General features: G+C 40.2%; 17 protein-coding genes. 7 read left to right on the top strand and 10 right to left on the bottom strand.

The genetic code is table 11. The features are described 5' to 3' along the window. Nucleotide 1: 1 nt before the first annotated feature. The 4 genes from mnmA to BUA60_RS13115 all read right to left on the bottom strand — a co-directional run bounded on the left by mnmA (nt 2) and on the right by BUA60_RS13115 (nt 5,635). A complete protein-coding gene (gene mnmA / locus BUA60_RS13130) occupies nt 2–1,192 on the bottom strand; it encodes a tRNA 2-thiouridine(34) synthase MnmA (protein ID WP_072862356.1) in 1,191 nt (396 codons plus the stop codon). A gap of 544 nt (nt 1,193–1,736) precedes the next feature. Further along, nucleotides 1,737–3,593, bottom strand: a complete 1,857-nt coding sequence (yidC, locus tag BUA60_RS13125) for a membrane protein insertase YidC (RefSeq protein WP_072862354.1) — start codon at nt 3,591–3,593, stop codon at nt 1,737–1,739. 119 nt (nt 3,594–3,712) lie between these two features. Beyond that, nucleotides 3,713–5,338 (bottom strand): CTP synthase, encoded by a 1,626-nt coding sequence (locus BUA60_RS13120; protein ID WP_072862352.1) that lies wholly within the window; start codon nt 5,336–5,338, stop codon nt 3,713–3,715. Nucleotides 5,339–5,401: 63 nt separating this feature from the next. Then, a complete protein-coding gene (locus BUA60_RS13115; protein WP_072862729.1) occupies nt 5,402–5,635 on the bottom strand; it encodes a DUF3820 family protein in 234 nt (77 codons plus the stop codon). Between the two features lie 311 nt (nt 5,636–5,946). Between BUA60_RS13115 and BUA60_RS13110 the strand changes: the two genes are divergently transcribed. Next, nucleotides 5,947–6,816 carry a hydroxypyruvate isomerase family protein gene (locus tag BUA60_RS13110; RefSeq protein WP_072862350.1) on the top strand — a complete coding sequence of 290 codons (870 nt, stop codon included), beginning with the start codon at nt 5,947–5,949 and terminating at the stop codon, nt 6,814–6,816. Between the two features lie 55 nt (nt 6,817–6,871). On the opposite strand, the gene BUA60_RS13105 is transcribed toward BUA60_RS13110, so the two are convergent. The 4 genes from BUA60_RS13105 to guaA form a co-directional block, all read right to left on the bottom strand. Next, complete coding sequence (locus BUA60_RS13105; RefSeq protein ID WP_072862348.1) at nt 6,872–7,360, bottom strand: DUF922 domain-containing protein; 489 nt, start codon at nt 7,358–7,360, stop codon at nt 6,872–6,874. Nucleotides 7,361–7,389: 29 nt separating this feature from the next. After that, entirely contained in the window at nt 7,390–7,794 is a 405-nt protein-coding gene (locus BUA60_RS13100; RefSeq protein WP_072862346.1) for an OsmC family protein, read from the bottom strand. A 5-nt stretch (nt 7,795–7,799) separates the two neighbouring features. Continuing rightward, on the bottom strand, nt 7,800–9,965 hold the full coding sequence (locus BUA60_RS13095) for a LysM peptidoglycan-binding domain-containing protein (protein ID WP_245802549.1): 2,166 nt from the start codon (nt 9,963–9,965) through the stop codon (nt 7,800–7,802). 139 nt (nt 9,966–10,104) lie between these two features. Further along, nucleotides 10,105–11,637: a glutamine-hydrolyzing GMP synthase gene (guaA, locus tag BUA60_RS13090; RefSeq protein WP_072862342.1), complete on the bottom strand. Its 1,533-nt coding sequence runs from the start codon at nt 11,635–11,637 to the stop codon at nt 10,105–10,107. A 419-nt stretch (nt 11,638–12,056) separates the two neighbouring features. Here guaA and BUA60_RS13085 point away from each other — a divergent pair, with 419 nt between their 5' ends. Further along, nucleotides 12,057–12,602, top strand: coding sequence for a pyridoxamine 5'-phosphate oxidase family protein (locus BUA60_RS13085; RefSeq protein WP_072862339.1), 546 nt, complete (start codon nt 12,057–12,059; stop codon nt 12,600–12,602). Between the two features lie 30 nt (nt 12,603–12,632). Here BUA60_RS13085 and BUA60_RS13080 read toward each other — a convergent pair whose 3' ends face one another. Further along, entirely contained in the window at nt 12,633–14,003 is a 1,371-nt protein-coding gene (locus tag BUA60_RS13080; RefSeq protein WP_072862727.1) for a pyridoxal phosphate-dependent decarboxylase family protein, read from the bottom strand. A gap of 79 nt (nt 14,004–14,082) precedes the next feature. Next, nucleotides 14,083–15,684, bottom strand: coding sequence for a bacillithiol biosynthesis cysteine-adding enzyme BshC (gene bshC / locus BUA60_RS13075; RefSeq protein ID WP_072862337.1), 1,602 nt, complete (start codon nt 15,682–15,684; stop codon nt 14,083–14,085). A 202-nt stretch (nt 15,685–15,886) separates the two neighbouring features. On the opposite strand from bshC, the gene BUA60_RS13070 reads away from it, so the two are divergent. The 5 genes from BUA60_RS13070 (at nt 15,887) to BUA60_RS13050 (ending at nt 23,763) form a co-directional block, all read left to right on the top strand. Continuing rightward, nucleotides 15,887–18,343 carry a M14 family metallopeptidase gene (locus BUA60_RS13070; RefSeq protein ID WP_072862335.1) on the top strand — a complete coding sequence of 819 codons (2,457 nt, stop codon included), beginning with the start codon at nt 15,887–15,889 and terminating at the stop codon, nt 18,341–18,343. A 276-nt stretch (nt 18,344–18,619) separates the two neighbouring features. Further along, nucleotides 18,620–19,072: a DUF1569 domain-containing protein gene (locus tag BUA60_RS13065; protein ID WP_072862333.1), complete on the top strand. Its 453-nt coding sequence runs from the start codon at nt 18,620–18,622 to the stop codon at nt 19,070–19,072. A 156-nt stretch (nt 19,073–19,228) separates the two neighbouring features. Continuing rightward, nucleotides 19,229–21,325: a beta-N-acetylhexosaminidase gene (locus BUA60_RS13060; RefSeq protein WP_072862332.1), complete on the top strand. Its 2,097-nt coding sequence runs from the start codon at nt 19,229–19,231 to the stop codon at nt 21,323–21,325. Between the two features lie 130 nt (nt 21,326–21,455). Continuing rightward, nucleotides 21,456–22,190, top strand: a complete 735-nt coding sequence (gene rluF / locus BUA60_RS13055; RefSeq protein WP_072862330.1) for a 23S rRNA pseudouridine(2604) synthase RluF — start codon at nt 21,456–21,458, stop codon at nt 22,188–22,190. 43 nt (nt 22,191–22,233) lie between these two features. Beyond that, nucleotides 22,234–23,763: a bifunctional GNAT family N-acetyltransferase/carbon-nitrogen hydrolase family protein gene (locus BUA60_RS13050; protein ID WP_072862725.1), complete on the top strand. Its 1,530-nt coding sequence runs from the start codon at nt 22,234–22,236 to the stop codon at nt 23,761–23,763. Nucleotides 23,764–24,213: the final 450 nt, after the last annotated feature.

Below are 24,213 nucleotides of genomic sequence, written 5' to 3'. Positions count from 1 at the left end.
TTTAGGAGATTACGCCTGAACCTACCAATTCCTCTCCAATATACCAAGCTACAAATTGCCCTTCCGTAATTGCCGATTGTTTTTCAACGAAATCCACATACAAACCGGAATCAACCCTGTATAGCGTTGCCTTTTGCAACGGTTGACGATATCTTATCCTGGCCATAACCTCCATGGTCTGGTCCACTTCCAATGCCAAATCTGTACGAACCCAATGCAGTTCATCATTGTTTACAAATAATGTCCTACGGTAAAGTCCGGGGTGAGCCTTGCCCTGACCGGTATAGATGACATTTTGATCAACATCGGTTTCAATTACGAATAAAGGTTCTTTGGTCCCCCCTACATCCAACCCCTTGCGCTGGCCTTTCGTAAAATAGTGGGCCCCTTGGTGCTCCCCTACCACCTTCCCATCGGTTAGGTCATAATGGGGCTTTTCAGCGTAAAAGGCCAATTCTTCCAATTTGGAATTAAACTGGGGAATGGTGCTAGCATACTGCTCCAATACCGCCGGTACTTCCACAATTACCCCCTTTTTTGGTCTCAGCTTCTGTTGAAGGAATTCTGGCAGACGCACCTTTCCAATAAAACAGAGGCCTTGTGAGTCCTTTTTATCTGCGGTAATCAAATCATTTTCTGCAGCAATTTTCCTCACTTCAGGCTTCTGTAACTCACCTATAGGGAATAAGGTTTTAGCAAGTTGCTCTTGGGATAGCTGACATAAAAAATAAGATTGGTCCTTATTTGCGTCCGCACCGGCCAACAACTGATACGTTTCCGTTCCATCCTCATTTTTAATCACACCTTTTCTACAATAGTGACCCGTTGCCACATAGTCTGCACCCAGTTGCATGGCAATTTTCATAAACACATCAAACTTTATTTCCCTATTGCAAAGTACATCCGGATTTGGTGTTCTCCCTTTCTCGTATTCCCTGAACATATAGTCCACAATACGTTCCTTGTACTGGGCACTTAAATCTACCGTTTGAAAGGGTATTCCCAACTTCTCCGCAACTATAAGGGCATCATTGCTATCCTCCAGCCACGGACATTCCTTGGAAATTGTCACGGAATCGTCATGCCAATTCTTCATAAACAGGCCAATAACATCGTATCCCTGCTCCTTTAATAGATATGCCGTAACACTGGAATCTACTCCACCGGAAAGTCCAACTACCACCTTTTGCATCTGTAATAATTTATTGTTTACCCTTGGTCGCTGCAAACCATTAATGGCTTACAATTACCATGCAAAAATACAAAATTGGATTTTGCCCACCCTAAAAATATAATCCAACTAAAATTGAGGGATGGTTTCCTTGTTTAGTAAAGAACAATTGTACCACCTTTTGTCATCAAGACTAAAAACATCTTTGATTTTGGACATACTTTATTTGAAAACCCAGTCGTAAAATTGGAATACCGCCAACCTTAAATTTGGAGAATTGTAATCAAAAAAATAACCATACATCAAAAGAAGCCACTTTAGCATACTAAAAAGACCTCTTTACAACTAATAGTTTTATACAGTTTAAAAAAGTACAATCTTTGGAGACCCAAATCTTACCAAACTAAACCAAATCAATGCTAAAAACCCCGACCAGATGGCCGGGGTTTTTATTTATAATACAATCCTAGGCCATTGATCCTTTTCTTCCATTGCGTCAATTAGGTTCAAAAAAAAAGTGCTTGAAAAAATTCAAGCACTTTAATCGAATGTTATAGATATAGACTTATTTCTTGCCTATTTTTTTCTGTTCCTCGGCCTGCTCCATCATCTCGCGCATCTTTTTTTGAAACTTATTTTCTTTCTTAGGCTTCTTTTTATTCTCTTGTATCTGCGCGTGGATCTTGTCCTCGTCCAAAATAAAATTCTTGATGGCCAACATTATAAAAATGGTAATCAAGTTAGACACAAAATAGTACAAACTTAATCCACTTGCATAGTTGTTGAAGAAAACCAACATCATCAAGGGAGACAAATACATGATAAATTTCATATTGGGCATTCCTGGTTGCGTCTGCATATTCTGCCCAGTGGTCATCATCATATAAAAGAATATGGCAACAGAGGCCAAAATTGGAAACAAACTTACATGATCCCCATAAAAAGGAATGGTGAACGGCAATTGCGCTATGGCATCATAGGAAGAAAGGTCATCTGCCCATAAAAATGGCTTCTGTCTTAACGCAAAGGAAGTTGGGAAAAACATAAACAAGGCATAGAAGATTGGCATCTGCAACAAAGCGGGCACACAACCACTCATAGGGCTTACCCCGGCCTTATTATATAATTTCATGGTTTCCTGCTGCTTTTTCATGGCATTGTCCTTATACTTCTCATTAAGCTCTGTAATTTCAGGTTTCAAAACCTTCATTTTTGCTTGGGACAAGTAGGACTTATAAGTAGCTGGCGACATGATAAGTCTTACCAAAATGGTCATGACCACAATGGCAATACCGTAAGGTAAGAACGAACTTAGAAAAGTATATACGGGGGTAAAAATGTATCTATTGATCCATCCAAAAATTCCCCATCCAAATGGTATGGAATCTTCCAGTCCCAATTCCTTGTACTGCGCCAAAACCTTTACATCTGTTGGCCCGTAGTACCAATTAAAATTATAGGCAAACTCTCCGCCCTGCAACTCCAAAGGCACCTCTGCAGCGAACTCCTTGGTAAATTGTTGGGTGTGACTTTCCTCCTCCACCAAATTAATAGAATTCAATTTGGCCGTTTCAAACTTATCGGAATAGGTAAGAATGGAACTAAAAAAGTGTTGACGGTAAGAAATCCATTTTACATCCACTTCCGTTTCCTCATCTTCACTGCCCTCGGATAACTTACTTATTTTATCCCCATCGTGATTATAGGTAACCCTAGTATATCTATTTTCATATTGAATACTTTTGGAATGGCGGATGGCCTTCATCTTCCAATCCAAATCAATAGGTTTTGAACTATTTACGATTCCATTTAAGCCTTGCGAACGCACTGTAAAACCGATAAGGTATTCGTCAGGTTTCATTTCGTAGCGATATTCCAAGAACTTATCGGATGCTACTTTGGCTTTCATGGACAACACCTGATTCTCACCAGATTTGGAAAGTGTAGGTTCAAAATAAAGATCGTTGGTGTTTAAAACCCTATTGTCCGAAGTACTAAAATTAAGTGCAAAATTGGCATTGCCGTCTTTTATCAAATAAACTGGAATGGAATCATAGGTTACGTAACCTTTCATTTTTGCCTCGATAATCTGGCCTCCCTTGTTGCTTATTTCCAAATAAACAACATCGTTCTCCAAAACTGTTGTTCCCTCTGTAGGAGCCGTATAACCAAAAGCACCTATTGCACTTTTGTAACTTGCAACGGCCATAGAATCTTGTAGATCCACTGTTTTTGGTTGTGCAACCTCTTCTTTGGTTGAATTGGCCTTTTGCATTTCGGCGGCTTCAAGCTGCTCTTGTTTTGCCTTCTGTGCTTCCAGCTCTTCCGGTGTTGGCTGGTTCTGCCAAAACATAAAAATAAGAATACCAAAAATCAGTACAAAACCGATAATGGTATTAATATCCAATTTCTTTTCCTCCATCTAAAGTTTAATTTAAAATATTATCGGCGGGGATACAAACATCATCTACGTTCCCAACGGATTAAATCAGCTTGCAAATATATGCCCAATTAGGCTATATATGCCAAACTGGCACTAGTTTATTGCTTTACTTCCTTCTGATGCTTTAAAGCAGCTTTAATAAACCCTACGAACAAAGGGTGCGGATTGTCTACCGTACTCTTGTATTCTGGGTGATATTGAACCCCAATAAACCAAGGATGGGCAGGAACCTCTACTATTTCTACCAATCCTGTTTCATTGTTTACCCCGGAAGCCACCAGTCCGGCTTCCTCCAATTGATTTTTATAATTGTTGTTAAACTCATAACGGTGACGATGGCGCTCAGAAATCTCGGACGCTCCATGATAGATCTTTTGTACCAGACTACCTTTTTCTAAATGACAGTCCCAGGCTCCCAATCTCATTGTACCGCCCTTGTTAACAATATTTTTCTGCTCCTCCATAATACTGATCACTGGATCAGGGGTGTTTTCATCCATCTCCGTGGAATTGGCGTTTTTAAGGCCAAGTACATTTCTGGAATATTCTATTACGGCCATCTGCATCCCCAAACAGATGCCCAAAAAAGGTATCTTATTTTCGCGTGCAAATTGAACCGCTTTAATTTTCCCTTCTATTCCCCTTTCCCCGAAACCTGGGGCAACTAGTATACCGTCCAGTCCTTGCATCTTCTTTTCAATATTCTTGACGGAAAGATGTTCGGAATGAATGGATTTCACCTTTACTTTTACATGGTTCACAGAACCAGCATGTATAAAAGATTCCAAAATGGATTTATAGGAATCCTGTAATTCCACATACTTTCCAATAAGACCAACGGTGACTTCATTTTTAGGGTTCTTATGCCACTGTAAAAATTGGTTCCAATTGGTAAGATCCGGAACAACGGTGTCAGGAAGGGCCAATTTTTTCAATGTTACGGTATCCAACCCTTCCTGTTGCATTAAAATGGGCACATCATATATGGTTGATGCATCTATGGATTGTATTACCGCTTCCCTTTTAACATTACAAAAAAGTGCCAATTTTTCCTTGAGGTCATCCGGAATTTCATGTTCTGTTCTACAGACCAAAATATCCGCTTTTATTCCACTTTCCATTAAGGTCTTTACGGAATGCTGGGTAGGTTTTGTTTTTAACTCCCCGGCCGCAGAAAGATAGGGCACCAAAGTTAAATGAATAACAATCCCATTATTATCGCCTAACTCCCATAGCAACTGACGTACAGCCTCTATATAAGGTAAGGATTCTATATCCCCAACAGTTCCCCCAATTTCAGTAATGACAATATCATAATCCCCGCTTTTCCCCAATAACTGGATACGTTCCTTTATTTCATTGGTAATATGGGGTACTACTTGAACCGTTTTTCCCAAAAATTCACCTCTGCGTTCTTTTTCTATAACGCTTTGATAAATGCGTCCGGTGGTAACATTATTGGCCTGTGAAGTCCTAACATTTAAAAAACGCTCATAATGGCCCAAATCCAAATCGGTCTCGGCACCATCATCGGTAACATAACATTCACCATGTTCATAGGGATTTAAAGTTCCCGGATCAACGTTTATATAAGGATCTAATTTTTGAATGGTAGTTCTGTAACCTCGAGCCTGTAATAATTTGGCAAGAGAGGCTGCTATTATCCCTTTTCCGAGGGATGAAGTAACCCCACCGGTTACAAAAATATATTTAGTCTGCGACATGAAGCGTTAGGTTGAATTCGTAACGCGAGCAAAAATACGAATTGCTATCACAATTCACGGGTATTATTGGGGAAAATCTTTTTGAATTTTTCGAATTAACCCCTCAAGTCCGTTAATTTTAATTTCAAGCATGGCCCTTAACAAATTTCCCAGCTTTCCCTCTGGAAAACCGCTTTGTTGAAACCATACCAAATATGGTTCGGGCAGTTCCACCAAATATCTTCCCTTAAATTTACCAAATGGCATTCTATAATGTGCCAATTCTATCAACTGTCTCTTGTCTGGAACTACATTCATATTAAAACTTCTCCCCAAAGATACCATCTTCAGAAATGCCTCCCAAGGATTTAATTGAAATCTATTTCCAAATTTATACCCATCACCTTTGGAACATTTCAATCCGAAATTTCGTATTTTTATGACAAATCCACTATCTTTATACGCGTACAATTTACATTTAAAACGGTTTGCCACTATATATCTTGCCATAGCGGTATTCTGATCATTACACAGGGCAGATTTTGGCAAATTTCAGGCCAGGTAAATATTCCTGGAAAATATGAAAGCAACCCACCTAGTACCATCAATAATAAACTAAAGTAGAACAGATGAAACGAAGAACATTTATAGGAACCTCAGCAGCGGCGTCGGTTGGCATGCTGGCTTACAAAACTGGAAATGCAATGGAGCCAAACAAAAAAGAAGAATCTAAATTAAAAAACAACATTAATCACAGTGTTTGCTATTGGTGCTATGGAAGCATTCCACTTGAAGATTTTTTAAAGTCGCTTAACGAACTTGGTATAAAAAGCGTTGACCTAATTGGACCTAAGGACTGGCCATTACTTAAAAAATACAATATCAATTCCTCCATGTGCAATGGGGCCGAAATAAGCCTTACCGAAGGATGGAACGACCCCAAATACCATGAAACTTTGATCAAGAATTATACAGAAATGATTCCAAAAGTGGCGGCAGCTGGCTATACCAATCTTATCTGTTTTAGCGGCAATCGCAGGGGAATGGATGACGCTGTTGGACTGCAGAACTGTGTGGACGGATTAAAGAAGATTATGCCACTGGCAGAAAAACACGGAGTGATAATACAAATGGAGTTATTGAACTCTAAAGTGAACCACGAAGATTATATGTGCGACCACACCGAATGGGGCGTGGAATTGTGTAAAAAATTGGGATCCAACAATTTTAAACTGCTTTATGACATTTACCATATGCAGATAATGGAGGGCGATATTATACGCAACATACAGGACTACCATTCGTACTTTGGACATTACCATACAGGCGGCAATCCTGGACGAAATGAAATAAACGAAACACAGGAATTGTATTATCCCGCAATAATGAAGGCTATTTTGGCCACAGGTTATAAAGGACATGTGGCGCAAGAATTTATACCTACTTGGGACGATAAAATAGCCGCCCTTAAAGAAGGCGTTACCATCTGCGACGTATAAGTTATAAATTAAGTGACAGATCCATTTAAAAGGAGATTTTGAAAAAAGTCTCCTTTTAATTGTTTAAGGCCTTTTTAATCTTCTTATTCCAGATTAACTGCTGAACGGTATCCCGGGAAAAATTGGTCTCGGAATCATATTGGTTCTGAAAGTCGTTCAGTTCACGGAGTATATCCCTATATATCGCCTTTACCTCAGACTTTGCATTGCTAGTAAATTTGGTCTTGGCCAAAATTTGCCTCATTTTTCGGGCATACACTTCGGATATATCAAAATGCAATTGCTCATGGCTCAAGATGATCGGGTTTGCCAATTTAGACTTGTACCACGATTTATCCGGATAAAAATGGGTCTCCACCTTAAAATCAAGCTCCATTCTATCCTTGGTTCCCTGAGCGGAAAAATTGTAGGTAATACCGCTAGCCGTGATAGCCGCCGCACCTGAAATATTGGATGGTTTGCCCTTGAAATCGGACCACGCTAATTTTCTTGCAGGGGTCCATAAAATCACCTCATCCTCCTGGCCATATCCCCATTGGAACATAAGCCAAATAAAAAGCCAAACTATTTTCCCTAAAGATCCCACTGGAAAGTGATATTCCTTATTATGTCCGGGTGCAAACTGTGATGGACGGGGCAGGTACGTGCCGTATGCTCCAAAATTTTTCTGTGTTTATCAGAGATTTTCTTGGGCATATTAAATGTAACATCGATTCTGCTAATCCGCCTCGGATCGGCCTCCATATGTTTTATGACTTCGGCAGTGGAATTCTCCAGATCCAAGTCCAATCCCCTGGCCTTTATTCCCATAACGGAAAACATACAACTGGCCAAACCTGTGGCTACTGTATCGGTAGGCGAAAAGGCCTGTCCCAAGCCATGATTATCCAGCGGCGCATCTGTTATAAACGAATTGCCCGATCTTACATGTTCACAGTTTGTCCTAAGTCCACCGGTATAGGTTACTTTCGCTGTCATGGGATTTAGTCTTTAAGTTCTACAATATTCATATTCTCATATCCAAGAATATAGGAGGCCCTATTAAAATATCCAGAGGAAATGTCTTTGTTGAAATTAAATTTGTTGCCCACATATTCGGTCTCCCCAACTAGCTTGGAAGCACTGACCAAATCATTTTTATAGGCCAATTTTAGAAGTAGATCATAAGTAAGGTCAAAACCACGTACGGCATAAGTATCTGGATCCGCCCCATATTTCTTTCTATATAATTTCGCAAAACTATTATCCCCTACTTCTCTGGAAGCTGAAGGATAGGTAAACCTTAAATTGGAAAGATGGGAATAGGAAACGACTTCACTATCGAAAGCCTTGTTCTTATCCGTTGTAAAAAGACGTATGCTAATTTCCTTACTTATCAATGAATTCAATAATGAACCTACATGATACACCACATTGGCCTGATCAGTTTCCAAAAACACCCAGTTCTCGGTCTCTTGGGACAGTATCTTGGAGATTTTATCTATATCCACCGTTCTATCCTCCTTTAAGGCCACTATTTTTGCACCGGGAAACTTCATTAACAAAGCAGATTCCGTAGGCTTGTTCTTTTGATCCGCTATTATGATTACATTTTCCTTTGTCCTCAATCCTTCAACATAGGTCATCATATGTTCTTCCATCACCTTTTCTGAAGGAAGGGCAAAAAATACATTGTTCAAACTTAAATCGCTTTTATCCGTTAAGGGTGCTACCACGGGGACTCCATACTCCGAGGCTTGCAACGCTACCTCTTTTAGGGATTGGGCCTCCAAAGGACCAAAAATTGCCGATACGCCAATTAAATTTTCCTTTTGCAATATACCCTTGGTGCGATTCATATCCAATTGGGTATCATATGTTTTAACATCTACGGAAATCCCCAGTTTGGCTATGGAATCCAAGGCAACCATTGCCCCCGAATAGAGTCCCAGACTGTATTTCACGTCCTTCCTGTTCTCAATGGCACTCTTGGTGGCAGCGTTATCGTTTAAATCCAATCTATCCAATCTAAACGGCAAGAGAAAAACCAATTTTGGGCGGTTTAATGTATTGATACTGTCCCTTAGATTTATCTTATCCAGGATCAGGGCATTTTTTACGTCAAAATTTCCGATTTGGGCCTTAGGTAGTTTAAGAACCATTCCCGCCTTTAATCCATCTTTTAATTCCGGATTGAGCTCCAATAATTCTTTATAGGTAACACCAAATTTACGCGTAAGTGAAAACTCGGTCTGTTTTGGTTTCACCTCGTAAAAATTGTAATTCTCAATATTGACCTCGCCGGTTTCCAACTTCTTGGCCGGAATCCTCAATACCATACCTTCCTTTAATCCTCCCCTTTCCTTTATTTCAGGATTCAAGGCTATGATTTCGTTGGCCGTTAGTCCAAATTTTTTCTCCAAACTATAAAATGTCTGTTTGGCCGGAACGGTATATGAATTGTACAATTGGGTTTCCTGATCCTCAATGGAACTCCCCAATATCTTTGGCAACAAAAGCTCCTGTCCAGAAGAAAGATAATCGGTTATTTTGGACAATTTAGGGTTTAACACCAATAAACTATCTATAGTAATCCCATATTTATTGGCTATACTCCAACGCGTTTCCTTGGGTTGTACCGTATAGATTTCATAATTTTCCTCAATATATTCCTTTTCGGACGGGTCTACCCTTTTATATTTGGGTATCTTAAGAATCATGCCTTTTTTCAATTGAACGGAGTACAACTCTTTGTTGTACCGTTTAATTTCATCCTCCGAGATATTGTACTGTTTGGAAATACCAAACAAGGTTTCCTTTCTTTTTGTCTTATGTGAGGTATAGCCAATGGGCTCCCGATGCTGAGGCCCAGACTCATCACCCTGTAATGCCTGCAATAAGGCGTCTACTCTTGAAACACTATCACTTTTTACAGCCGCGCCATTGGAAGATGGTATCACCAAGATAGTATTGGCCCTTAAGGCCTGGCCCTTTTTTAGCTCCTTGTTGTAATTTAATATCGCTTGCTCTGATACCTGATATCGTTTAGCGATACTTTCCAAGCTTTCCCCTGCCTTAACGGAATGTGTTGTGAATTTTTGTGCTATTGCATTGATGCTCACCAACATTAATAATAATGTTGTCAATATTACTTTTCTATATATTTTCACAAGTATAGATTTTATTTGTTCTATTTAGATTAAGCCAAGTACAAAATTGAGAACGAACATAAACACAACAATGTTATAATAAAAATTAAAAAATAATGCGCAGTTGGAAATTTAAAATTCCATCGCGGATGCTTATAACCTACTCCCATTCGATCGTTGCAGGTGGCTTGGAACTTATATCATAAACCACTCTATTTACTCCCCTAACTTTATTTATAATGTCGTTGGAGGTTTTTTGCAAAAACTCATAGGGTAAATTTACCCAGTCCGCCGTCATACCATCCGTACTTTCCACAGCTCTCAATGCTACACATTTCTCATATGTCCGTTCATCCCCCATTACGCCTACACTATTGACGGGCAAAAGCATAGCTCCCGCTTGCCAAACCTTATCATATAGGCCCCATTCCTTTAATCCGTTGATAAAAATGGCATCTACTTCCTGTAGAATAGCCACTTTCTCCCGAGTAATATCGCCTAGGATACGGATGGCCAAACCTGGTCCAGGGAAAGGATGTCTGCCCAACAATTCCTTATCTATACCCAAACTGGCACCTACACGCCTAACCTCATCCTTAAACAACATTCGCAAGGGCTCTACAACCTTTAATTTCATATAATCCGGCAATCCACCTACATTATGATGACTCTTAATGGTTGCGGACGGACCTCCAGTGGCAGAGACAGACTCTATAACATCTGGATATATCGTTCCCTGCGCCAACCATTTTGCATCTTCCACCAAGTGTGATTCATCATCAAAGACCTCTATAAAAACCCTACCTATGGCCTTTCGTTTCCTTTCTGGATCGCTTTCTCCTTCCAAGCTATCCAAAAAACGTGCCGAAGCGTCAACTCCCTTCACATTTAGGCCCATTCCTTCGTATTGGTCCAATACGGATTGGAACTCGTTTTTCCGCAAAAGTCCATTATTCACGAATATACAGTGTAAATGCTTTCCGATTGCTTTGTGCAATAAGACCGCTGCTACTGTGGAATCCACACCCCCAGATAAACCAAGTATCACCTTTTCATCACCAATTTTTGCCTTTAATTCCGCTACGGTGGTTTCCACGAAAGAATCCGGAGTCCATGTTTGGGCCACCCCAGCTATATGGACCAAAAAGTTTTCCAACAATTTTTTCCCATCGGTAGTATGATATACTTCTGGGTGAAACTGTATGGCATAGGTATCTTCGTCTTTCAGCTTATAAGCCGCATTTTCCACATCATGGGTACTTGCCAATTTAATAGCTCCTTCGGGCAATTTTTTTATGGTATCACTATGGCTCATCCAAACTTGGCTCCCTTCAGAAATCCCTTCGAAAAAGGATTCGCTGTGATCTATAAAGGATAATTTTGCCCTACCGTATTCACGGGTGTTGGAAGGCGCTACATTGCCACCGTTAAAATGCGCCAAATATTGGGCTCCGTAACAAACGGCCAATAGCGGTTTTTTTCCTTTTATTTGTGATAAATCAGGATGTGGCGCATCATCTCCCCTTACCGAAAATGGCGATCCAGAAAGAATCACTGCCTTGTATTCCGATAAATCTTCGGGCAAATGGTTGTACGGTTTAATTTCGCAGAAAATATTAAGTTCCCTGACCCTTCTAGCGATGAGCTGCGTATACTGGGAACCAAAATCTAATATGAGGACGTTATTTTGCATGGGCAAAAATAGTAATTTGAAATTTTTGAAAAAGTATCTTTAGAGGATAATAATCACAAAACTTATAAACAGAATGATATTACCCAAGCTTTTTGCCGATATGGCCTTTTAAACAAGGGCTTCCTTCTACCATTGAAAAACACAATAATTATTTAAAATACACAACAGTCAAATTCGAACAGGGTGAAAATTTGGCTCCATTGCAAAGATTTTTTCATTTATGCACAAAAAAAGCCCGGTAACCAACCGGGCTTACTAATCAAAACCAACCTAAACCAATTAACTAATTATAACTACTCACAATTTCGTTGGAAATTATTTTCAAATTCATAGCAATTTATATCTATAACACCTGAGAAAAGAAATACCCTACTCCAACATTTATTTTTATCTTTAATAAAACTAAAATTCAGATTATCATGGCCACCGTTTATTTAGAGGAAATAAGGGAAGAGCTACAAAAGGTCCCCAAGGAAAAAGACCATCCTTTCCGATTTTTTACGCTTGCAACTGTCGGTCTGGATCAGGTTGCACGATTGCGCACCGTTGTTTTAAGGGACGTTTCCGATAATCTAAAACTAACTTTTTACACCGATAGGCGCTCAAAAAAAATTACACATATCAAAGAAAATAAAAGGGTTAGCCTACTCCTATACCACCCTACCAAATTGCTTCAATTAAAGATTGAAGGTACGGCAATCTACAAAGATGATGATGCCACTAAAGAGAAATATTGGAGTAAACTGGACAGCTACGCAAAAAAGCAATATACCACAAGCAGGTCTCCTGGGAGTAATTTAATCAACCCCCAAAATCTTGAATATTTGAGTGAAGAAAATCATTTCTGTCTTGTGGAGATTACTCCATACAAAATTGAATATCTAAAATTAAGTCAACCCAATCATATAAGGGTCCGGTTCTCCAAAGTTGGCTTACAATGGGAAAGTGAATATCTGGTGCCCTAGGACTATTTTGGAAATTGCGATCACATTATACTATACCATGGAATCCAATATCATTGAAATATCCTTTTCAGTTGTATCCGGGTTAATAAAACAAAAACGCGCTACAGTTTCGTAAACGCCCTTTTGCCTATACTTGGTAGGAGTCACCAAGGCAAAACCTTCCCTGTGATTTTTATAGGTCCAGTGGGTATAATCTTGCGGCAACCACCCTTTTCTCCTAAACAGGACACATGAAAGACTGGGCTCCCTTACCAATTCTACCAAGGGATGCTTGTTTATAAGTTCCCCTGCCAAATTGGCCAACCCAATACCCTGATCAACGGCCCAAGAATATTTATCTGTCCCGTGCATGGCCAGTGAAAACCAAAGAGGCAAACCCCTTACCCTACGCGTTAATTGTATTTGATAGTCCGAAGGGTTAAAACCATGCGCACCTTCGTCCTTAAATATTTCCAAATAGGAACCTTCCTGTGAATGTGCTTCCTTGGCCAACTCCGGATTTTTATAGATTATGGCCCCGCAATCATAGGGAGAGAACAGCCATTTATGCGGATCAATGGTTATACTATCCGCCTTTTCTATACCATGGAAAAGTGGCCGGGCCGATTTTGATGCCAAGGCACCGCCTCCGTAGGCAGCATCCACATGGAACCAAAGATTTTCGGTTTCGCAAATTTCCGCAATACCTAACAAATCATCTATTATACCGGCATTCGTGGTACCGCCGGTTGCTACCACCGCGAATAACCTATCCCTTTGCTGGGCATCCAAGGAATTAATGCTTTCACTTAGGGCCTCTGCAGTCATCTGTTCCTCGGTTTCCACCAAAAGCACATCACAATCTATCACCTTGGCCATAGATTTTACCGATGAGTGCGCCCCTGAAGAGGTTATGATCAATCCTTTTTTATTAACATTTTCCGGATTCTTCCGCCAATTCTCCCTTGCTGTTACCATGGCCGATAAATTGGCAGCCGTTCCTCCACTGGTAAAAACCCCGAAAGACCCCTTTGGTAAGCCAGTTAGGGATACCAACCATTTCATGGCCTCATTCTCGCAAAATATTCCGCCGGCTCCCTCCATCCAATACGCTCCGTGAATACTGGATGCCGAAGTTACCAGATCGAACATCACTGCAGCCCTTGTGGGCGAGGCGGGCACAAAAGCCAAATGTCGGGGATGATCAATAGGTACGGTAGCTTTTATTAGAACTTCTTTAAACAATTGAAAAGCCTTTTCTCCTCCAATTCCATCAGGCGTTATTGTTTCCCCTACCAGGGTCTTTAACTCCTCTTCCTTCTTGGGCTTGCCTAGTTCCGGAGCCGGATGGGTAATTCGACCAATAGCGTACTTCATGACATCCAATGTCATTTCCACCATTTCAAAGTCTACTTTGTGCATGGACATACTCTGTTTTTAACAAATATAACCTTTTTGACTGTCTACAAACCCGTCAGGTATTGTAATAAATCGGTATGGATCAATCCATTTTTACAACAGAAAACTCTCCGGAAAGTGGCTTGAGCGCTTTCATCAAATGTGGAATCAGCCGCTCCCCATACTCAAGATAAAGCTCCGAAAAATTAAGGTTGCGCTCTTGAAGCGACTTATTGGGAAAAAGTTGATTCTGAATCTCCGTCATACGCACCACATGATCCTGCAACTTCCTTTTTTGGGCCTTCAGCAACCTTCCCTGTAAATTATCCAATCCCTTTAACTGTTTAACCTCTTGGGCTTTAACAGCCCCCAAAAAAGAGGCATCCGTTTTGGCGGCCAGTTCGTACAGGTCCTTGAACTGCTCTTGTAAATGTTTCCTTTGTGGTGTAAAATCGATATCAATATTGGATATCTCCCTAATCTTCTTATTGATAAAACTACTTTGATTTAAAAATATATCGGCAAGCGAGATATTCATTCGTTTTAATTTTTCCATCTGCTTTCCGGTAATGACCAAAGCGGAATTACGGAGCAATAATATAGGAAACGGAACCTTCATTTCCGTAAACATGGCTCTCAATTGCAACCAATACGCCAGTTCGCCTCCTCCTCCTATATAGCATAGATTGGGCAATATCACCTCTTGGTAAAGAGGTCTGGTAATTACATTGGGCGAAAAACGTTCAGGGTAATTCTCCAATTCTTTTAGAATTTCGTCCTGGCTGAATTCAATTTTAGTGTCATTCACATAAAATCTGCCATCCTGCTCCACAATTCTTTCCCGGACACCATCCAACAAATAAAAATAATTGATTTCCCTTGGATTTACCTGTATACCGTAATTTTCCGGCAGCTGCTGTAATTGATCTATAGTTTCAACAACCTTATTGTAGGAAGTATTTTCCAACAAATCGCGCTTAACAAAGGGCACCAATAAACGCTTCAATTCGGTATTGTTCCCATCCAAAATAACCAGGCCGTGTTCACCAAAAAGTTCATTGGCCAAAAAACGGGTCGCATCGGTAAGATTATCATGCTCCAAATATGCCCTACTAAACCATTCCTTAAGCTTACTGGCATTTATACTGTTGCCCATTTCATTGGAAAAAGCCTCTAGTATCGATTCCAGTCCATCCGTTCCCAATGGCCCCACCGCACCGGAAACATTTTTATTCCACTGTAATTTTTTACCTTTAAGATTGAAGTAATTTATTTCATCAAAATCATGATCCTCCGTGGCCATCCAATATATTGGCACAAAGTTGTTTTCCGGATTGGCCAGCTTCAGTTCCTTGGTCAAATTGATGGTAGAAATGATCTTGTACAAAAAATACAATGGCCCTGTAAATAAATTTAATTGATGGCCGGTTACAACCGTATACGTTGAGGTTTCTTTAAGAAGCGATATATTTACCTTGGTATCCTCTGAAATATCAACATTCCTGTACTGATTTTTCAAAACCGAATACAGAACTTCACGATGGGAGCTGGGAAAATTTTGCTTCGCCTTTATCTGTTCGGTAAACTGATCTATTTGCGGAGGCCTGTCATAGAAAGGAGACAAAGTTTCCTTCCCATCCAGATAATCACATATTAAATTGGAAAAATAGCCAGTTTTTTTAAAGGGTATGCATTCGACTTCCATAGAAATGTTGGTAATAGCTGGTAAAGATAAAATTATCCCTTTTTTCAGTTCCTAAAAATACGTTAAGAAGTTTAATATTCACTTTTTTAATATTTTTTTGGTGCACCGCTTGCCCAATCCAAATAATGGCAAGTATTCATGGAAGGCCACTAATATCACGAATATTCCTTAGATTTGATTCTTAGCAAATCAATGGATTTAAATGAAAAAACTTCTACTATCCTTTTTTCTCCTTTCAACCACCTACGGTATTTCCCAAACATTACTATCTCCTTCCGATTTTTTAGGTTATGAATTGGGATCCGAATTTACACGGCATCACCAAGTGGTAGATTACTATAAATATCTGGCCGAAAATGCTTCAGACCGCATTAAATTGGTAGAATATGGAAAAACCAATGAGCGCAGGCCGCTGATCGTGGCCTATGTTTCCACCCCGGAAAACATAGTTGACTTGGAATCCATCAGATTGGAGCACTTAAAGAATACCACTGGTCAGGGATCGCCCACCAAGGCCATAGTCTGGCTAAGTTATAATGTTCACGGCAACGAAAGCGTAAGTACCGAAGCCTCCATGCAGACCATATATGAACTTTTGACCAGCAAGTCCAGTTACTTGGAAAATACGGTGGTAATCATGGATCCGTGCATTAATCCGGATGGTCGCGATAGATATGTCAACTGGTACAACCAATTTAAGAACACCCCTAATAACATAGATCCCAATAGCAAGGAGCACCATGAAGGTTGGCTTAACGGGCGTTCCAACCACTATATGTTCGACCTTAATCGGGATTGGGCATGGCTTACACAGGTAGAGAGTCAGCAACGGATAAAAGTTTTCAACCAGTGGTTACCGCATGTACATGTTGATTTTCATGAACAAGGCGTAAATAACCCCTATTATTTTGCCCCGGCCGCAGAACCCTTTCATGAGGTGGTAACCGATTTTCAGCGCGATTTTCAAATTACCATAGGGAAGAACCATGCCAAGTACTTTGATGCCAATGGCTGGTTTTATTTTACAAAAGAAGTTTTCGACCTATTATATCCTAGTTATGGTGATACCTACCCCACATATAATGGCGGCATAGGTATGACCTATGAGCAAGGCGGTAGCGGGCGTGCCGGCCTGGGTGTTAGAACTTTTATAGGGGATACCCTTACCCTACACGATCGTATAGCCCATCATCTTACAACTGGCCTGTCTACTGTAGAAGTAGCTTCCAAAAACATGGAAAAATTAAACAGGGAATTCAAGAAGTTTTATCAGAATAAAAATTTCAAATACAAAAGTTATGTTTTGAATGGGGATCCCGATAAAATTGATGCCATTGCGGCACTACTCAATTCCCATGAGATTAAATATGGCTGGGCAAAGGAAGGCACTGCCAAGGGCCATCTTTATAGCTCAGGAAAATTGGGCACCTTGAAAACCACCCCTGCCAATCTGGTAGTATCCACCAACCAGGTCAAAGGAACCTTGGCCCAAGTACTTATGGAGCCCAATACCAAGCTAAGTGATTCTTTGACCTATGATATAACTGCATGGTCCTTACCCTACGCATATGGTTTGGAGGCTATTGCTTCCCAATCGCTGGTAGAGTCCGACCCATCCGGGAGCCGGGAGCCTCAACCGACTAAGGGAGCCAACGTTAGCCTGGACACCTATGCTTATATAAGTGATTGGTCCAGCATGAAGGATGCCCGTTTTTTAACCGCATTGGTAAAAGAAAATATTAGGGTGCGTTTTGCAAAAAATCCTTTTTGGGCAGAAGGCAAAAAATTTGATAGGGGCAGCCTCATCATTACCAAAGGGGACAATAGAAACCACAAGGATTTTGTGGAGACACTAAGCCGGATTGCACAATACAATAAGACTATTTTGACACCGACCAATACAGGATTTGTTGAAAAAGGAAATGATTTTGGTTCCAGTTATGTGCCTATGATTACGGATACCAAAATAGCCATGCTGTCTGGAGAACCTACCAGCACCCTCGAATTTGGAGAAATTTGGCACTTTTTTGAACAACAACTTCATTATCCACTAACTATTTTGGATACCGAATATTATGACGAGGTGGATTTATCCGAATACGATGTCCTTATTCTGCCAAACGGATGGTACAGCAAATTCTTCACGGAAAATAAACTGCAAGAGTTGAAGGACTTTGTATCCAATGGTGGAAAGTTGATTGCCATGGAAGGAGCTATAAGAGCTATAAATGGTGAACATGGGTTTGCCATTAAGGAAAAGGAAATAAAAAAAGACAGCACAGAAAACATACTCCCATATGAAGAAGCGGAGCGGGAAGACATTAAAAATGCCATTACCGGTGCCATTTTTAAAACCAAAGTCGACCAGACACATCCATTGGCCTACGGTTATGGCGACCACTATTTTACCCTTAAATTGAGCGATGATGCCTTTGAAAATTTAGAGACCGGGACCGTGGTCTACTTGGAAAATGCCAATTCACATATTGCGGGATTTGCAGGAAGTGAGGCAAAGAAAAAAATTACAAACACATTGGTATTCGGTGTTGAGGAAGTGGGCAAGGGACAGGTTATTTATATGGTAGACAACCCATTGTTTAGGGGATTTTGGGAAAATGGAAAGCTCTTCTTCGTCAATGCCCTGTTTATGGTAAAATAATTCCTATAAAATCAATTTAGCAGATTTGCCGGTGACGCATTATATTTTATGTATAGCTTTGGACGTAAGCCCAAACATAAGGGAATATGGGAACCGAAAATCATTGTAGTGTACAGATTTTAATTTCACCTAGATATCAAATAATATATTAATACGGTTAAGCCAACCCACAGGAATAATTGACGAAAACCCGCAAACCTTGCCATTCTTGGGTATATTTAGCAACAAAACCATACCTCCTGAACAAGAAACAGTAACAACTAAAAACACCAGAAGATGAAAAACATTTTTGAAAAAAAAGTAGTAGATGAGCTAATAGGAAGAATTAATAGATTAACCTCAAAAAGTACCGGAATTTGGGGTAAGATGAATGTTGCCCAAATGTTGGCCCACTGCAATGTTTCCTATGAAATGGTGTATACGGATAAGCATCCCAAACCCAAGGGTCCCATGAAACTTATGCTTAAACTTTTTGTAAAACCAACGGTGGTCAATGAAAAACCATACAAAAAAAATAGCCGCACAGCACCTGCTTTCCTAATCGTGGACGAAAGGGATTTTGATAAGGAAAAGAAGCGATTGATAGACCATTTGACAAAAACCCAAGAACTTGGAGAGGATCATTTTCACAATAAGGAATCACATTCATTTGGCCCATTGACCAAAACGGAATGGAATAATTTGTTTTACAAACATCTCAACCATCATCTGGAACAATTTGGGGTCTAAAGTGCAATGCAAGAAAGCTATTGAGCCCATAATATTCATCATTCGATACGGCTTTGGGCCAATTTCCAAAAAAGATTTCGTATTTGAATATTATTCAATATTTTTACCTATTAATTAAAATTCTAAATCCAAAATCAACTACCAATTACAAATTTCATGAGAAAAATTACCGGCATTTACCTATTGACATTATTCGTTCTACTCTTCTCTTGTTCCCCTAAAGAGAACAAGATGGGCGACTTTAAATTATTACCTCAACCACAAGAATTTGAAGTCACTGGGGTTAGTTCAATTTCGCACGATGCAACCCTAAAAGCAGAAGCAAAAAACGGGGAAGTACTGCCTATAATTAATAACGATATATTATTACTTGGAGATGAAGGCAAATATACTTTGAGCTACGAGATGGATGGCAATCTAGATACTCCTGCCGAAGGTTACACCCTGACCATTACCAACGACCAGATTCTAATTATAGGTAAGGATGAAGCCGGTTTGTTTTATGGGTTAAAAACCTTGGAACAATTAATGGAGGATGCGAAGGACCAAAAGGTAAACCTACCATTATGCCAGTTAAAGGATTACCCTTCATTGGCATATCGCTCGGTCCACTTGGATGTAAAACACCATTTGGAAAAAACAGAATACTACTATGAACTTCTGGATAAGTTAGCCAGTTACAAAATCAACGGCATTATACTGGAAGTTGAGGACAAATTAAAATTTAAACGTCAACCTACAGTCGCCTCCGCAGATGCCTTGAGTATTGAGGAATGGAAAAATATCAGCGATTATGCCAAAGAGCGACATATAGAAATTAGTCCGTTGGTACAAGGTTTGGGCCATGCCTCGTTTATTCTAAAGCATCCCGAATACACGGAGCTTAGGGACAGTCCCGAAAGCGATTGGGCTTTTAATCCCCTTGACCCCAAGACTTATGAAGTACAATTTGACCTTTATTTGGATGCCATGGAGGCTTTTCCCTACGGTAGATACCTGCATGTTGGGGGCGACGAAGTACACACTACTGGACGAGGTAGCAAGGAGTCGCCTTTAAAATTACAGCTAATGTGGTTGGACAAAGTGGCCAAATTTGCTGAAGAACATGGAAAGACTCCTATTTTTTGGGATGATATGCCCCTAAAACAGGCAGACGTTTACGACCCTATGTTCAAAAAAGATATGACACAAGAAGAAGTGGACCAGGTTTGGAAGGATAACGAGCACAAATTATTGGAGTTTCTGGATATCTTCCCTAAGAATTGCATTTATATGCGATGGAACTATAGTTCGCCACAAGCCTTAGGAAACATCAAGGCCATGCAATGGTTTACGGATCATGGCATGGAGGTTATGGGTGCCACGGCGGGGCAAACCAGATGGGTATTAATGCCGCAGGAAGAAAGCAATATGGAAAACATACGTTCCTTTGCCGTTAGCTCCATAGACAGCGGCCTAAATGGGTTATTATTGACTTTATGGGATGATGATTCTCCACATTTTGAACTGTACATGAGGGGTATCTTGGCCTTTGCCGAATATTCCTGGGTTGGCGATAAACGCAGTAAAGAGGAAATAAAGTCGGCCTTTAGACAAAGGGAATATGGGTACACCTTGGCCGATGGCAATAAGGCTTTTATTACCGATCTTGAAACCCCCGTGGCCTTTTGGAAAAATGCCCTTCTTAAAAAGAACCAACGCAACTTCCTTCATCAGATGAAAGATCCACTGGAAGAAGCTGTTATTGACTTTCCGAACAAAGAAAATATAGGAGCCTGGAGCTTGGCCAATGAAGAGCGTTTAAAGACAGCCGCCCAAACCCTATCCCAAACAGATAGTATTGCAAAGAAAATTGAGAATGCCCGTTCACTCGCCCTGCGCAACGACCACAACCTACAAGTATATGAACAGGTAAACAAACTGGCGGGTTATAGTCCAAAAATGTTACTGGCCCTTCGTGATTACGACATTGCGGAAAGCAGGGAGGACATCATGGCCACGGCCTCCAAGCTAAAGGAGTTGGAATCCGAATTTGGAAGCCTAAGAAAGGAATTGGAAATGGTATATGGCAAAACCCGTATATTGAACAAACCGGACAATTACATTCTGGATCAGGACCATCATGTGCATTTGGCCAATCAAACCATAAATTTCGATTGGCAATTCTATGCAGAAATATTGTTCTTTAAAAAATTGAACCAAGAACTTGGAAAGGAAATTTACATGGAGAATGCAGATCCGTTAAAAAAATAATTACTTGCCAAAATTTACTGTAGAAGAAATAGGGGTGAAATATCTTATACCAATGTTAACAATAATAAGCGTTTAATTAAGTATATTTCGCCCCTAAATCCGATGTGGAAATCGGGCTTAAGGAGCGTATATGAAAGAGAAGGAAGCCACCCGAATAAACAAGTTTTTAAGTGAAATGGGGTATTGTTCGCGCAGGGCCGCGGACAAACTTATAGAGCAAGGTAGGGTAACCATTAACGGAAAGGTTCCTGAAATGGGTACAAAAATAACCATGGCCGACGAGGTACGCGTGGATGGGGAGCTTATTTCCGAACCTCAAGAAAAGCCCGTATATATAGCCTTCAACAAACCTATTGGCATTGTTTGCACCACCGATACCAGGGTGGAAAAGGACAATATTATCGACTTCATAAATTACCCAACCAGGATATTCCCAATTGGAAGATTGGACAAACCTAGTGAAGGATTAATTCTATTGACCAATGACGGAGATATCGTAAACAAGATATTAAGGGCCAGAAATAAGCACCAGAAAGAGTATATTGTTACCGTAGACAGGCCTATAACCAAGGTTTTCCTAGAAAAAATGGCCAATGGGGTGCCCATCTTGGATCGGGTAACCCGTAAGTGCGAAATTGAGGAAATAAGCACGTTCCAATTTCGGATTATTCTAACACAAGGGCTAAACCGTCAGATAAGGCGAATGTGCGAGTATTTGGGCTACAATGTAACCGCCCTAAAGCGAATCAGGATCATGAATATTCAATTGGACGTCCCAGTAGGTAAATGGCGATATTTATCCGAAAAGGAATTGGGTGAAATCAATGAAATGATTTCCGATTCTACCAAGACCCATCACAAGTAAAAACAATAAACTGCCCCTCTAATTTAATTTTAAAAGTATGGCCATGAAGATGGAAGAAATAGAAAATATTGAGTTATTGTACTTAAGCGTGGATGACTATCAAGAGCTTAAAACGGCCATGATAGAATCTTACACCACTATGCCGGAATCTTACTGGCGGGAACATCAAATAGATAATTTAATCTCCAAATTTCCGGAGGGACAGGTAGTCATAAAAGTGAATGGCCATATTGCAGGCTGCGCATTGTCCATTATTCTGGATTATGATAAATTTGAAAATAAACATACCTACCAGCAAATAACCGGAAATTACACCTTTAACACCCACTCTCCGGAAGGTGATGTACTGTATGGTATCGATGTTTTTATAAAACCTGAATATAGGGGTATGCGGTTGGGTCGTAGACTATATGATTACAGAAAAGACCTATGCGAGCGTTTAAATTTAAAGGGGGTTGCTTTTGGAGGTAGAATCCCCAACTATCATAAGTACAAAGACACCTTATCTCCCAAGGAATATATTGAAAAAGTAAAACGCAAGGAAATAAACGACCCTGTACTTAACTTCCAAATTTCCAACGACTTCCATCCCAGTAAAATTCTAAAAAACTATTTGGAAGGTGATTCTGCTTCCAGCGATTACGCGGTACTTTTGAAATGGGACAACATTTACTATGAGAAGAAGAATATAGAGGCTAGCGTTGTAAAAAAGGTTGTAAGGGTCGGGCTCATCCAATGGCAGATGAGACCTTACAAAAACCTGGATGACGTACTGCAACAAGCAGAGTATTTTGTAGATGCCGTTTCGGGATATCGCTCGGACTTTGCCCTATTTCCCGAATTCTTTAATGCCCCTTTAATGGCCGAACACAATCATTTATCGGAATCTGCGGCCATAAGGGAACTGGCTAATTACACTACAACCATTGTTCAGCGATTTTCCGAGTTGGCAATTTCCTATAACATCAATATAATTACGGGGAGTATGCCGGAAGTAGTGGATGAAAAATTGTACAATGTAGGTTATCTCTGTAAACGTGACGGTACCAGGGAGCGATACGAAAAACTGCATGTTACTCCCGATGAGGAAAGGGTTTGGGGATTGCAGGGAGGCAAGGAACTAAAGGTATTTGACACGGATTGCGGCAAGATCGGTATCTTGATCTGCTATGATTCCGAATTTCCGGAATTAAGTAGACTATTGGCTGATGAAGGAATGGATATTCTATTTGTTCCCTACCTCACCGATACCCAAAATGGGTTTTCCAGGGTCAGGAATTGTGCACAGGCAAGGGCCATTGAAAACGAATGTTATGTAGCCATTGCAGGGAGCGTGGGCAACTTGCCCAAGGTACATAATATGGACATACAATATGCTCAGTCCATGGTATTTACACCCTGTGATTTTGCTTTTCCGGCCAATGGAATAAAGGCCGAAGCTACACCAAATACCGAAATGATTTTGATCGTTGATCTGGATATTGATCTGCTGAGGGAGCTAAACCAATTTGGAAGCGTTAGAAACCTAAAAGACAGAAGAACGGATATATTTGAGGTACGTAGAAAGAATTGACCTAACTCCTAAAACAGACTTTTTTAAACGATATTATCCATTAACTAACATATACCCCACCTTATTATAGGGGGGGTGTAACCTCTCCAATAAAAACAGCAGTATAAATAACTTTATACGTGTTGGCCTAATTGCAATTATGTTTTCCCAAAAGCGACATTGCAATTAGGTTTAGCCGCAAAATTCCCATATTGCCAATATCAAAAAATGCGGAGCAAACACAAGCCTGTTTAAATCACCCGCAGGAAAGCCAACCACCAATAGCGGGTGTTTCACCGTCTTAACCACCCTGAAAATTAAACAAAATTTTAATAGGGTATTTCATTAAAAATCACTAACTTAGGAAGACAATCGTTCATTGATATAAGCACTGAATGCTTAACCTACGTTACCTTTACCAACCTGCACCAATTACTTTTAAATTTATTGCGAATACCACTGGGCGATTAG

Origin of the sequence: Arenibacter palladensis, assembly GCF_900129275.1 — a bacterium.
Classification (GTDB): domain Bacteria; phylum Bacteroidota; class Bacteroidia; order Flavobacteriales; family Flavobacteriaceae; genus Arenibacter; species Arenibacter palladensis.
This window is presented reverse-complemented; position numbering and strand designations above follow the sequence as displayed.

Coding starts and splice junctions, on each gene's coding strand:
- guaA (WP_072862342.1), bottom strand. CDS start 11,637: ATGCAAAATAACGTCCTCATATTAGATTTTGGTTCCCAGTATACGCAG.
- BUA60_RS13080 (WP_072862727.1), bottom strand. CDS start 14,003: ATGCACAAAGTAGACTTTGAAATGGTGGAAATGACATTGGATGTCATG.
- BUA60_RS13085 (WP_072862339.1), top strand. CDS start 12,057: ATGGCCACCGTTTATTTAGAGGAAATAAGGGAAGAGCTACAAAAGGTC.
- BUA60_RS13110 (WP_072862350.1), top strand. CDS start 5,947: ATGAAACGAAGAACATTTATAGGAACCTCAGCAGCGGCGTCGGTTGGC.
- BUA60_RS13120 (WP_072862352.1), bottom strand. CDS start 5,338: ATGTCGCAGACTAAATATATTTTTGTAACCGGTGGGGTTACTTCATCC.
- BUA60_RS13050 (WP_072862725.1), top strand. CDS start 22,234: ATGAAGATGGAAGAAATAGAAAATATTGAGTTATTGTACTTAAGCGTG.
- BUA60_RS13100 (WP_072862346.1), bottom strand. CDS start 7,794: ATGACAGCGAAAGTAACCTATACCGGTGGACTTAGGACAAACTGTGAA.
- rluF (WP_072862330.1), top strand. CDS start 21,456: ATGAAAGAGAAGGAAGCCACCCGAATAAACAAGTTTTTAAGTGAAATG.
- yidC (WP_072862354.1), bottom strand. CDS start 3,593: ATGGAGGAAAAGAAATTGGATATTAATACCATTATCGGTTTTGTACTG.
- BUA60_RS13060 (WP_072862332.1), top strand. CDS start 19,229: ATGAGAAAAATTACCGGCATTTACCTATTGACATTATTCGTTCTACTC.
- BUA60_RS13115 (WP_072862729.1), bottom strand. CDS start 5,635: ATGAATGTAGTTCCAGACAAGAGACAGTTGATAGAATTGGCACATTAT.
- bshC (WP_072862337.1), bottom strand. CDS start 15,684: ATGGAAGTCGAATGCATACCCTTTAAAAAAACTGGCTATTTTTCCAAT.
- BUA60_RS13105 (WP_072862348.1), bottom strand. CDS start 7,360: ATGTTCCAATGGGGATATGGCCAGGAGGATGAGGTGATTTTATGGACC.
- BUA60_RS13070 (WP_072862335.1), top strand. CDS start 15,887: ATGAAAAAACTTCTACTATCCTTTTTTCTCCTTTCAACCACCTACGGT.
- mnmA (WP_072862356.1), bottom strand. CDS start 1,192: ATGCAAAAGGTGGTAGTTGGACTTTCCGGTGGAGTAGATTCCAGTGTT.
- BUA60_RS13065 (WP_072862333.1), top strand. CDS start 18,620: ATGAAAAACATTTTTGAAAAAAAAGTAGTAGATGAGCTAATAGGAAGA.